The following is an 11845-nucleotide window of genomic DNA, read 5'->3' as shown; positions in this document are numbered from 1 at the left end:
AAGGGGGAAATGCGCTTTTAGAGACTACTTCGTTTATAATTTTTTAGTCTAAAAGAGCGTGTAAAAAATGATTTCTCATTTTTTCACACGCCCTCGCGCCGAGGCGCGGTTGCTTCAGCAACCATCTACCACTGCGCCGAGTGCGCATCTTTGCAAGCTCTGCTTGCTTTTGTGGAATAGGGAATTCTATCGGAATTTCCTATTCCATAACAAAAAATACAGGACATCTCCGGTTTTTCCGAAAAATGTCCTGTATCTTTCTTCTGTCTTATTTTACCTCTACCAGCTCAATCTTGAAATTCAGCTCCTTACCCGCCATCTCATGGTTGGCGTCGAAGGTGATGCTCTTCTCGTCTTTGGCGGTTACCTTCACCGGGAACGGCTGGCCAAACTGGTTGGTCAGGTATACGCCCTGCCCCACCTCCAGCTCCTCAGAGCCCGGAAGCTGAGCGATTTCCAGCGTGAAAATGGCGTCCGGATTCGGCATGCCGTAGGCTTCCTCGGGCATCAGGTGAATATCCACCACCTGGCCTACCTCCATGTCTGCCACCGCCGCGTCGAAGCCGCGGATCATCTGGCCTGCGCCACAGACGAACTCCAGGGGCTCGCCCCGGTCGTAGGAAGAATCAAACTGAGTGCCATCGTTGAAGGTTCCCTTGTAATGGGTTCTGCAGGTCTTGCCCACATTGCGTCCGGTAAGCTTCGGCTGGCCACAGCCGCCTCCGCAGGAGCTGCCGCAATCTCCGCCGCAGCCGCCTTCCTCATGATTGCCGCAGGAATGCCCCTCTTCGTGATCATGATGGTCACAGGTTGCGCCTGCGCTTGTCAGTTCTCCCTTCAGATAAGCCTCTACAGCTGCGTCCGTGTCACCTTCCGCTCCGGAACAAAGCTCCACACCCGCTTCTGCAAGAGCTGCCTGGGCTCCTCCGCCGATGCCGCCGCAAATCAGTACGTCGATGCCCTGAGCTGCCAGAAGTCCTGCCAGAGCGCCGTGTCCGGTTCCGTTGGAGCCAATCACTTCACTTTTTACGACCTGATTATTCTCTACTTCATATACCTTGAAAGACTCGGTCTTACCGAAATGCTGAAATACATTGCCATTGTCATAAGTTACTGCGATTTTCATGATAAAATCCTCCCGTTTTTATTATATACGCAAGCTGTGTTCCTTCTCTGCCGCTCCCGTTTATCGGCTTTTCACACGCTGCGTTTCTATATAGTATAGCGCCCTTTTGTCTTTCCTTCAAGACTCATACCTGACATAACAGATATGTTTTCTCACAAATGGACTGTTTTCTGCTTATTCCTCTGCCCGGACGGCCCAGCGCATTTTTGTGGAGCGGGCCCGGGGATTCCGCACACATTCTTCGGCTGATGGACGCACTACGTCTTTGGAATAGCTGCTGTAAATGCCGGAGCGATAACCCTCTTTCATGGCTGCCTTCACCAGCTTGTCCTCCCCGGAATGGAAGGTCAGAATGGCCGCGCGTCCGCCCGGCTTCAGAGCGCCCGGCAGCTTCTCCATGAACTCATAAAGCACCTCGAATTCCTGATTTACGTCGATACGAAGGGCCTGGAATACCCGCTGGCAAGTCTTTTTGACCGTCTCTTTTTTCTCCTTTTCCGGCAGGAAATCCAACGTTTTCTCGATAATCTCCCTCAGCTTTGTGGTGGTATCCACCCGATTTCCCCGGCGGATCTCATCAGTAATGGCCTTCGCCAGCTCCTCGCAGTAGGGCTCGTCGGAATTTTCATAGAGCATTCCTGCCAGCTCGTCCCTGCCGATGGTGTCCAGGCGCTCCGCCGCGCTGATACCCTTCTGCTGATTCAGGCGCAGATCCAGCGGGCCGTCCACCTTGAAGGAGAAGCCGCGCTTCGGATTGTCGATCTGCATGGAAGAAACTCCCAGATCTGCCAATACAAAATCGAAACCGCCCACTTCTTTCGCAATCTCATCAATGGTGCAGAAATTCTGCAGCTTAATGGTCAGAATATCCTCGCCGAAGCCCTGATCCGCCAGCCGCTTCTTCGTCTTGGCCGACTCCTCCGGATCCACGTCTGTGGCGTACATGTGACCCTGTCCCTTCAGGCACTGCATCATAGCCCTGGTATGGCCGCCATAACCCAGAGTAGCGTCAAAGCCAGTCTCACCCGGCTGGATTTTCAGGAAATCCAGGATTTCCTCTACCATAATGGAAATGTGCATGCCGGCAGGCGTGTTGCCCTTCCGGATCACGTGCTCCACCATGTCCTGGTATTTTTCAGGCTGATGCTCCTTGTATTTTTCTTCAAATTTTTTCGGATATTTGCCCTTGTAGCGCACGCGGCGCTTGTGGAGGGTCTGTTGTTCTTCCATGGTTTTGTTCTCCTGATTTCTGTATTGAAACTAGTTATATTTCCACCTTATTCTGAGCAAGAATTTTCTCTATATCCAGAATGGTCTTTTCCTTAATCTTTAGTTCTTCCGCATATCTTGCAAATTTAGATACCACTATACTTACTTGGGAAATTATATCTACACACTTTTTCTTTCTAAGTCCCATTTTCGTCCCAGTCATTAATAAATCGTCAAGATCTATACCACTTTTTTTCCCATTTACGGTCATCTGATGGGCGCTTAGCCACTTGTTCATAACATTATACGAAAAAGTCATATCATATGCTGGCGACAGTCTCCATTTTCCGCTTCTATCCATTAAGAAAGATATATTTTTTACATGATCATCCTGATTTACAGCTATACAGTTAAAAACCATTCTTCTGTAGAATTGTTCAATATCTTTCATTGGCAGATTCATTTCCTGCATGTATTGTGCTGCCATTTCATAACTGCACAGCCTTGGCTCTTTATAACTGATATGTGCTATTGCCCCCAATGATTGCATGTGTACCTTTTTTCCATCTATACGGTCAAAGCGTTTTGTCATAAAGTGGTTTTCCCCTGCTTTTGAATATATTCTGCATTCATTCATCTGAATTCCTGCATCCAGAGCCATTTTACAATACGCATACTCAATTAAAGTATATTCAGGCTCATCTTCCAATCCATGATCCCCATTTTTTGATACATTATCGAATTTCATCAGCCAATAATCATAATCCTTATCCAGGTTAAGCTGTCCTGACCGAATCTCATTTGTTTTTTTATTCCAGGCAATTAATGCTTTTGCCCGTGCGCCACCAGCAGAGCTCCCAACCTGAACCAATTGCGAATAGGTCAATGCTTCCTGTGCATTTAATGTAATTGACTCTCTTTGATTTAACACATCTGAAGCAAACTTGACCATTTCAGTCACATTGATATTTTCATTGATATCTGTTATTCCCGAGCTGGCTGGTACATATTCCAACGCTCCCATTCCTCTTTTTCCGGTATAACACAGTCTGTCAATTGCAGTAAAATCTTTTATTGATTTTCCCTGTGATGCAAGCCATTGTTCAATAACTTTATTGCCAAAACTATCTGGCAGAGAATCTACGACCAACCCCGGCATTCCCCAAAATGGTTCACCCGAAAGAAGCGGAAACTCATAAACAATATTACTAAGCGGCATCATAACCGGTGATATTTCTATTCCACTCTTTAAAAAATCAGCATCATATTCAAACGAAGCATATGGTTTGTTTAAATCCTGGTGTATAATTCCTACCCTGGTTCCCCACAAATATACTTCCGCAGTTGTATTCATTCTTCATCACCCCATTTAAAGCTGCTATTCGTATTCTCTTTTTTTCGTACCCGCTGCCTTGGTTTTTCACTCTTTTTTAAGTAAAAAGACGGGCGCTTCGTTTGATCCGGAATTAGTAAATCTATATTATTCTCCAGATTAAGTGCATACAAAATTTTAATAAAACTCTCAAGCTGAATGGATGCTCCCTGCTCCAGCCTGGATATACTGCGAACTGACACTCCTGACATCTCTTCCAGGTCTTTCTGTGAAATTCCCGCATTGACACGATATTGCTTTATTCTATCACCAATAAGTTTCTGGTATTCTAAGCCATTCATTTTACAAGCCACCTTTGTCTTTTTATATAATTATAATATAATAAAACGACAATTTTGTCTAATTATTTTTTAATTTAAAATATAATTGTGACAAATACGAGGCCTGCGTGGTATCCTCCATGGAATACCCGGCATGCCGCAATACTTTTTCTATCTCGGTGAGTGCCGCGCTCCATCCTTCTTCGGATTCCGTCAGAATCTCCAGCTCCAGAAAGTCCCCGAGCCCGGTCACTTGATCCACACAGGCCGTCAGCCGTCCCCGGTGAAAATAGTTCCGTACCTTTTCCACCGGAATCACCGGCGTAAAACCAATCTGCTCCAGAATCGCCCGGACGGTCCCGCCATCGCCAACAGTTGTCTCCATTTCCCTCCTGGTCATGGAAGCATCATCCAGCTTCGGCCCCTTGAAATTCAACTGCGCCGTCTTCTCCCCGGTCTCCAGGTCTTCCGTCTCTCTCACCCGCAGAGCTTCGTCCCGCTTTACAAAATCATGATGCGCCGCCCGGAAATACACATCCGTCTCCCGCAGAAGCCTGCCGGGGCGGAAGCCCAGCTCGGTCAGCTTCGCTGCCAGAGCCTGCCTGTCCCGGATTTTCAGTTTGATTTCTACTTCAATTGCCATTTTTTATTTCCTTTTTCTAATATATATCTTTTATTATAAATTTTATATCTAATTTGCGATTATCCGCATAAACACTATACTTTCAAGCACTTTGAAGTATAGAAAATTATTTAATTTACCACGAATTTACCACAATTGAATGAGCCTTGATATGACAATAAAATAGCACTAAAAAGACACCCTTTACACTGATATGCTACCCTCATATAGGACAATGAAATATAAAAGTCCTATATGGGGGGTATTTTCATGTTCAGAAAGAGTAAGATAGAACCAGTAGAAAAAGTAAAAATAGTCGAACGCTACCTTGCAGGAGAAATTGGCATACAGCAAGCAGGAAAAGAATTGGGAGTTGATCATCATAGTATTCGAAATTGGATTTCTATTTATCAGTATGATGGACCAACTGGATTACTCAATCAACCGAAAAACAAATCTTATTCAAAAGATTTAAAAATATCTGCTATAAATGATTATCTTAACGGAGAAGGATCTCTTCAGGATATTTGCACAAAATACGGAATTCGTTCACACAGACAGCTTTCCGATTGGATTAAGGTGTATAATTCTGGTGGAATATTAAAAACATCCACTGGAGGTGCTTACATGAAAAAAGCAAAGAACACTACACTTGATGAGAGATTAAAAATAGTAACAGATTGTCTTGCAAATGATAAGAATTATGGTGCAATGGCACTCAAATATGATTGTTCCTATCAACAAGTACGCAATTGGGTAATACGATACGAAAAGATGGGTCAAGCGGGTCTGGAAGACAGACGTGGACGTCGTATAGCTTCTCTTCCAAGCAGAACACCTGAAGAAGAGCTACGTGACAAGATAGCTGAACTGGAAAGAAGAAATCTAGACTTACAAATGGAGAATGATCTGTTAAAAAAAGTCAGAGAACTGGAAAGGAGGGGTCGCTATCTTTAATCCATCGGTTAGCCGAATATGAAGCCATCCAAAAACTATCGTCTACTAAGCATTATCCCATAGATAGACTTTGTAAATATCTTAATGTTACACGTTCTGCGTATTACCGCTGGGTAAAATATCCGAAAAGTAATAATGAACTTCGAAACGAAAGACTATCCACTGAAATCCAAAGGATTCATAACCAGCATCCAGATATGGGATACCGAAGGATTCGTGATGAATTAGATGGACATAAAGGAATTCATGTGAATGATAAACGAGTACTTCGTATTTGTAGGAAATACGATATAAAATCAAATATTAAATGGAAACCTAAGAGTTGTACCAGAAGAGACAGAAATCCTGATCACATAGCAAAAAACTATTTACACCGTGAATTTCACGCCGAAAAACCGAATGAAAAGTGGCTTACAGATGTTTCTGAATTTAAATACTACAACGGAATAGAAGTTCATAAAGTTTATCTGAGTGCTATTTTAGATTTATATGATAGAAGGATTGTTTCCTTTAAAATCAGCGATCATAATGATAATCCATTAGTTATGGACACATTTGATGGGGCTGTTCGTCAGGAGCCAGATGCACACCCATTAGTTCATTCTGATCGAGGCTTTCAATATACAAGCGCACAGTTTTATACTAGATTAAAAAAACATCATATGAAGCAGAGTATGTCTAGAGTTGCCCACTGTATTGACAATGGACCAATGGAAGGGTTTTGGGGAATTCTAAAACGAGAAATGTATTATAAACAGCGTTTTAATGACAGAAGCTCTTTGATTACTGCGATAGCTAATTACATAGATTACTACAACAACCAACGACTTCAAAGGAAACTGCATGTAATGACACCAATGAAATATCATGAGCAATATACAAAAGCAGCATAAAATATCGCCAGCCATAGCATGGCTGACGATACAAAAATTTATTATTTTTTATTGTCCTCTTGACGGGGAGCATACCACACCTGAGTGGTGTCTTTTGTTAAAAAGCAGTCAATCCTAAGACTAACTGCTTTGTGTGTATGGATATAAAGTTGTCAAACTGGGATTGTATGTTGGAAATTATTCTACATCAATCACATCATCTTCACCTATTTCTATGAAAGTGGTGCTACTATCTGTTGAAACGTTTTTAGATACTGACATATTAAATATTATCAAGAGGATATTCAATAGCACAATTACTAGGAATATAACCCCAGCAATTTTCCAAATTTTTTTGCTACGCCTATTCTTAATTGCCATCTGTTCACTGATTTTTGCAAGTTGTTCTGCGATGACATCATTATCATCTTCATCAGGTATTGTTCCTCCAAGCAATACAAATTAACATTATAGTTGCATTACTCTTATATTGATGTAAAACTTAATATTCTATTGTTCCCAATATCACATAGAACCGAATTTACTACCACTATCTCATTTAAAAATGAAAATATCTTCTATCGGTGCATTGAGAACCCGTGAAATATCAATCGCCAGTTTTAGAGATGGATTGTATTGTGCTTTTTCCAACCTCATAATTGTTTCTCTACGAACCCCGACTTTTTCTGCCAGTTGTTCTTGTGTTAAACCTTGTGCTACACGATATACCTTTAAGTTGCACATGAAATCTTCTACCATGACTTATTCTCCTTTTTCGTAGCGGTATAATAAATAGTTGCTAAGAAAAATGACTAAAGCATAGATAAGTGAAACAGAAATGAGCATAAAAATTGCACACCATTCCACATTACGAGAAAACATTCCTATTGCCATAAGCCAAATGACTATAAAGAGAAGTTTAAATCCTACTTTATAGGCGTTTATTTCTGCTTTTCTTTTATTTTCTAAAAAAAGTTCATCTTCTAAAGTGTGGGAAAGTTTTCCTTCAAAGAAAAAGCCGAAAAAGCCAAAAAATATAAAGAATACAAAAGGATATATTTTCCCATATTCAAAATAAGTCCAAAAACCGCTAAAACCTAGAAATCCAAATATTCCACACAGTCCCCAATATGAAGATACTGTTCTTGAATAGTTTTTGTCTTTAAAATTTTTAGAAAAGGCGTTTTTAAAGAAGATAACTGTTACATATAAGACATAAATAGCTATCAAAGCACCGACTATCAACATTGGTATATCCTTTATGGAAAATACATAATTAGACATATCCATGTTTTTAACCCAGCGTGCGTCGTTAAATAATAAAGAGTAAATTATCCCTGCAATCAGTAATATTACACACCCTACTCCCATAAAGATAACTTGTTTCATTTGTTTTTTTGTCATAATCATCCCTCTTTTCAATGTGATGTTTTTGTATCTTTATAAGACAAATATATCACTTAATATAAATGGTGTCAACAAGAAAATGATACAAATACATCTCATATCGTTTTTATATAATTTACTACAAATCAGATTTTGTCCCTTTCTTCCTCTTGTCTGCCACAAACAGTAAAGGAAAAGCCCTGTCAAGAGCCTTGCCACCATTGGTGGTGCTTTGCACTCTTTACTGGGCTTTTTGTTTGCTGTATCTTCTACAAAGAGGAAAAGGGTTACTCGTCCTCATCATCAAAATCGTTATTTTTCAATACTTCCCGTAATAATTCCATATCTTCTTTTGAATTGGGGTTTATCATTTTTACGACTTGATAAGGTGTCCTATATTTATGTCCCTCTATGCTTTCACCGAACATATCCATGCTGTATAAATCATCATAGTGGTCTAACAGTTTTTGAAACTTCAAATGCTGGATAAATTCTTTGATTGGATAAAGGTCGGACGCTACAATGCTTTTTCCGTTGATGTAGTCGGTAATATATTCCCGTAACTTTTTCAACTCATATTCCAGCCATTCTTCTTCGCTGTCAAAGAAGTTGTCATAATGCCCATGTTTTAATTCTGCATTTAGTCGTTCTTCAATTCTTAAAAACTGGCAGACTTCCTTTTCGGCTTGATTAACATACTTCCATTCTCCCGACAGTAATTCATTTGGGGTTACACCCAGCACGTCCATTATCTTTTCTAATGTATCAAAGGTAGGATAATTTACACCCCGTTCAATCTTGGAAAGGCTCTGCATATTGATACCGATTTTGTCCGCAAGTTCCTGTTGTTTCATTCCTCTGTGCTTTCTTATGGTCTGTATATTTTCTCCTAAGAAACTGATTTTCTTTTCGTAATGCTCCATAACTCAGTATAAACACTCCTTTCATTGCTTTTATTGGTATTTATAAGCATATCATACTTAATATATATCAAAAAGTCAACAAAAACTTCTTGACAAGTAATTCTAATAGCGTTATTATCGTATCAGATAGAGTGATTAAGCACGCTAGGGTCAATCACACGCTTGAGTAAGCATAGAAAAGATGTATTTTCATTTTGATAGAATGAATAAACGTGGACTATCAGACAGAAAATAGTGGTTTCCAAAAGGGGCTGGCTGGACGGGGCACGTCCCCCAGACGTGTTTCGGACAGACAGTTCCTTTTGGAAAGGGAACGCCTTTAGGCGTTCATAAAGGGCGTATATGTAACACCGCCCTGCGCATACATGTCATAGTACCTAGGAACTGTGATAAATAAAGGAAAAAACACGATTTTTACCCCGCAAAAAAACGGGAAGTACGAAAGGAGAAATGCACTATAACTACACACAAAAATTTATCCGTTAAGATTGATTACATCAGTATTGTATTTGATACTGTAACCGCTGAAGATGTAATCATGCACATTTTAGGTTTACCGACTGATATTTTCAATGTCTATCCGGCAAGCATTAAATACAAAACCTATCAAGCACGCTGGCAGATTGGAGATATTTATGTATCGGGGAACGCAAGGAAAACAGAGGACAACCCACAAGGGTTAGGCTGTTATCTTGTTATGACTGGCAGAGGTTGTGATGATATTTTCCGTATTCTCGACAGTAGGAATTATACCTTTGGGGATATGTTCCGACGCTGTGAGCGAAGATACGGACTGGATAATTTCCATTTCACAAGACTTGATATTGCCATTGATGATAAGAACGAAAAGCCATTCTTTACCATAGAGCAGATAAAGAAGAAATGCGAAAAAGAGGAATTTATTTCTAATAGTGAGGGCTACCACTTTGACGAAAGCAAGTTTGATGATTTCGACACCGCAAAGACTGTTTATATCGGTGCTGGAAAATCGGGATTGTCCTATCGCTTTTATGATAAGGATAAGGAAGTCTGTTCAAAACATAATAAGACGCTTGAGGAAGTCGACAGTTGGAAACGGACAGAAATGCAACTGCGTGATGATAAGGCTCATGCTTTTGCCATGACATTCAAGGACAGACCGCTGGAACTTGGAGAACTGGCTTTCGGGCTATTGGCAAACAACCTACGCTTTGTCGTACCAAACAGAAACGAAAGTAATAAGAGCAGGTGGAAAACTTGTCGGTTTTGGGAACGCTTTTTAGGGGCTGTGGAAGTCTTAAAACTGCAAGTACCAAAACAGCAAAATTCCCTTGAAGAAACACAGCAATGGCTCACAGAGGGTGGCGTGATTTCCGCTGTCAAAAGTTTTTACTTCTTGGAAGAACATGACGCATTAGGTGGACTGGAAAAAGTGGGAACTATGCTTGATAAGGCAAGATACAGCAATTCCCTTTCCAGTAAATTAACCGCTCATTTACAGAGGATAAACCGCACCGACCTTATTCCCTATATCCAGTATGACACGAAACATGGGAAAGGGGGTATCTGATGAATAACAACGATATTCCTGTATGGGAAAAATACACCCTTACCATTGAAGAAGCGTCAAGGTATTTCCGTATCGGAGAAAACAAGTTAAGACGATTGGCAGAGGAAAACAAGGACGCTGGCTGGTTCATTATGAATGGCAACCGCATACAGATTAAACGCCGACAATTTGAACAGGTCATTGACAAATTGAACGCAATCTAATGCAAATGAGCCTTGTATGTGTTATGATGAACACAAGTCATATCAAGGCTCTTTCCAACAAGGAAAGGAGCAGACACCATGAAAGAAAAAAGACGGGATAACAAAGGTCGTATCCTGCATACTGGAGAGAGCCAACGAACAGACGGGAAATACTTATATAAATATGTAGACGCATTTGGAAACACAAAATATGTGTATGCTTGGAGATTGACACCCACAGACCCGACACCAAAGGGAAAACGGGAAAAACCCTCACTTCGAGAACTGGAACAGCAGATAAGACGGGATATTGAGGACGGTATCGACAGCACAGGCAAGAAAATGACGCTTTGCCAACTTTACGCCAAACAGAACGCACAGAGGGCAAATGTGAAGAAAAGCACACAGAAACAACGGGAACAACTCATGCGGTTATTAAAAGAGGATAAGTTAGGTGCTAGGAGCATTGATACGATAAAACCCTCTGACGCTAAGGAATGGGCGTTACGCATGAAAGAAAAAGGCTTTTCCTATAACACCATTAACAACCATAAACGCTCGTTAAAAGCGTCATTCTATATCGCTATACAAGACGATTGCGTAAGGAAGAACCCTTTTGATTTCAAGTTAAATGAAGTCCTAGAAAATGATACCAAAGAGAAAGTCGCATTGACAGAGGAACAGGAACAAGCATTATTGTCATTTATTAAGACGGACAATGTGTATCACAAGCATTATGATGATGTGCTGATACTGTTAAAGACAGGACTTCGTATCTCGGAACTGTGCGGACTGACAGTAGCCGATATTGATTTTAAGAATGAAGTTGTGATTATCGACCACCAGTTACTAAAGAGCAAGGAACAGGGCTATTATATTGAAACGCCTAAAACAAAAAGCGGAATAAGGCAAGTGCCATTAAGCAGAGAAACGATACAGGCATTTCAACGGGTTATGAAGAAACGCCCAAAGGCAGAACCATTTGTGATAGACGGACGGAGCAATTTTCTGTTTGTCAATCATAAAGGCAAGCCCAAAGTTGCGATTGACTACAACGCCTTATTTATCCGTATGGTAAAGAAATACAACAAGCACCACAAGGACAATCCCTTGCCACATATCACACCGCATACGCTACGCCATACATTCTGCACAAGATTGGCAAACAAGAACATGAACCCAAAAGATTTACAGTATATCATGGGACATTCAAACATCAGTATCACAATGAACTGGTACGCTCATGCGTCCATAGATACCGCAAAATCAGAGGTTCAGCGTCTAATCGCATAGAAGTATTTACCATGATTTTAACCACGATTGACAGGGAAAATATAAGAAGATAGACCTAGATATGCGAGGTTTA

Annotated in this window: 14 protein-coding genes; 5 read left to right on the top strand and 9 right to left on the bottom strand. The window is 40.9% G+C overall.

Annotation, left to right across the window (positions count from 1 at the left end; all coding sequences use genetic code 11):
* Positions 1-268: 268 nt before the first annotated feature.
* The 5 genes from OCV63_RS09210 to cyaB form a co-directional block, all read right to left on the bottom strand.
* The gene (locus tag OCV63_RS09210; RefSeq protein WP_158363538.1) at positions 269-1126 is read right to left on the bottom strand and encodes an FKBP-type peptidyl-prolyl cis-trans isomerase; all 858 of its coding nucleotides are present in this window, start codon (positions 1124-1126) and stop codon (positions 269-271) included.
* A 174-nt stretch (positions 1127-1300) separates the two neighbouring features.
* Positions 1301-2356, bottom strand: coding sequence for a 16S rRNA (cytosine(1402)-N(4))-methyltransferase RsmH (rsmH, locus tag OCV63_RS09205; protein WP_158363537.1), 1056 nt, complete (start codon positions 2354-2356; stop codon positions 1301-1303).
* Positions 2357-2390: 34 nt separating this feature from the next.
* Complete coding sequence (locus OCV63_RS09200; protein ID WP_158363536.1) at positions 2391-3689, bottom strand: type II toxin-antitoxin system HipA family toxin; 1299 nt, start codon at positions 3687-3689, stop codon at positions 2391-2393.
* Positions 3686-4009, bottom strand: coding sequence for a helix-turn-helix domain-containing protein (locus tag OCV63_RS09195; RefSeq protein ID WP_158363535.1), 324 nt, complete (start codon positions 4007-4009; stop codon positions 3686-3688). The genes OCV63_RS09200 and OCV63_RS09195 overlap by 4 nt, the downstream gene beginning before the upstream one ends.
* Before the next feature lie 58 nt (positions 4010-4067).
* Positions 4068-4631, bottom strand: coding sequence for a class IV adenylate cyclase (cyaB, locus tag OCV63_RS09190; protein WP_158363534.1), 564 nt, complete (start codon positions 4629-4631; stop codon positions 4068-4070).
* Positions 4632-4880: 249 nt separating this feature from the next.
* Here cyaB and OCV63_RS09185 point away from each other — a divergent pair, with 249 nt between their 5' ends.
* Positions 4881-5567: a helix-turn-helix domain-containing protein gene (locus tag OCV63_RS09185; protein ID WP_006426148.1), complete on the top strand. Its 687-nt coding sequence runs from the start codon at positions 4881-4883 to the stop codon at positions 5565-5567.
* On the top strand, positions 5567-6460 hold the full coding sequence (locus OCV63_RS09180) for an IS3 family transposase (RefSeq protein WP_262670762.1): 894 nt from the start codon (positions 5567-5569) through the stop codon (positions 6458-6460). The genes OCV63_RS09185 and OCV63_RS09180 overlap by 1 nt, the downstream gene beginning before the upstream one ends.
* A 177-nt stretch (positions 6461-6637) precedes the next feature.
* Here OCV63_RS09180 and OCV63_RS09175 read toward each other — a convergent pair whose 3' ends face one another.
* The 4 genes from OCV63_RS09175 to OCV63_RS09160 all read right to left on the bottom strand — a co-directional run bounded on the left by OCV63_RS09175 (position 6638) and on the right by OCV63_RS09160 (position 8748).
* Complete coding sequence (locus tag OCV63_RS09175) at positions 6638-6895, bottom strand: hypothetical protein (RefSeq protein ID WP_055157184.1); 258 nt, start codon at positions 6893-6895, stop codon at positions 6638-6640.
* Positions 6896-6994: 99 nt separating this feature from the next.
* On the bottom strand, positions 6995-7198 hold the full coding sequence (locus tag OCV63_RS09170) for a helix-turn-helix transcriptional regulator (protein ID WP_015527881.1): 204 nt from the start codon (positions 7196-7198) through the stop codon (positions 6995-6997).
* A gap of 3 nt (positions 7199-7201) precedes the next feature.
* Positions 7202-7843 carry a DUF2178 domain-containing protein gene (locus OCV63_RS09165; RefSeq protein ID WP_015527882.1) on the bottom strand — a complete coding sequence of 214 codons (642 nt, stop codon included), beginning with the start codon at positions 7841-7843 and terminating at the stop codon, positions 7202-7204.
* Between the two features lie 269 nt (positions 7844-8112).
* Positions 8113-8748, bottom strand: coding sequence for a helix-turn-helix domain-containing protein (locus tag OCV63_RS09160; protein WP_015527883.1), 636 nt, complete (start codon positions 8746-8748; stop codon positions 8113-8115).
* Between the two features lie 487 nt (positions 8749-9235).
* Between OCV63_RS09160 and OCV63_RS09155 the strand changes: the two genes are divergently transcribed.
* The 3 genes from OCV63_RS09155 to OCV63_RS09145 all read left to right on the top strand — a co-directional run bounded on the left by OCV63_RS09155 (position 9236) and on the right by OCV63_RS09145 (position 11772).
* On the top strand, positions 9236-10297 hold the full coding sequence (locus OCV63_RS09155; RefSeq protein ID WP_268698017.1) for a replication initiation factor domain-containing protein: 1062 nt from the start codon (positions 9236-9238) through the stop codon (positions 10295-10297).
* Positions 10297-10500 carry an excisionase gene (locus OCV63_RS09150; protein ID WP_015527885.1) on the top strand — a complete coding sequence of 68 codons (204 nt, stop codon included), beginning with the start codon at positions 10297-10299 and terminating at the stop codon, positions 10498-10500. Before OCV63_RS09155 ends, OCV63_RS09150 begins: the two co-directional genes overlap by 1 nt.
* Before the next feature lie 78 nt (positions 10501-10578).
* Complete coding sequence (locus OCV63_RS09145) at positions 10579-11772, top strand: tyrosine-type recombinase/integrase (RefSeq protein WP_055274453.1); 1194 nt, start codon at positions 10579-10581, stop codon at positions 11770-11772.
* Positions 11773-11845: the final 73 nt, after the last annotated feature.

This window comes from Laedolimicola ammoniilytica, from assembly GCF_025567165.1.
GTDB classification, from domain to species: domain Bacteria; phylum Bacillota; class Clostridia; order Lachnospirales; family Lachnospiraceae; genus Laedolimicola; species Laedolimicola ammoniilytica.
This window is presented reverse-complemented; position numbering and strand designations above follow the sequence as displayed.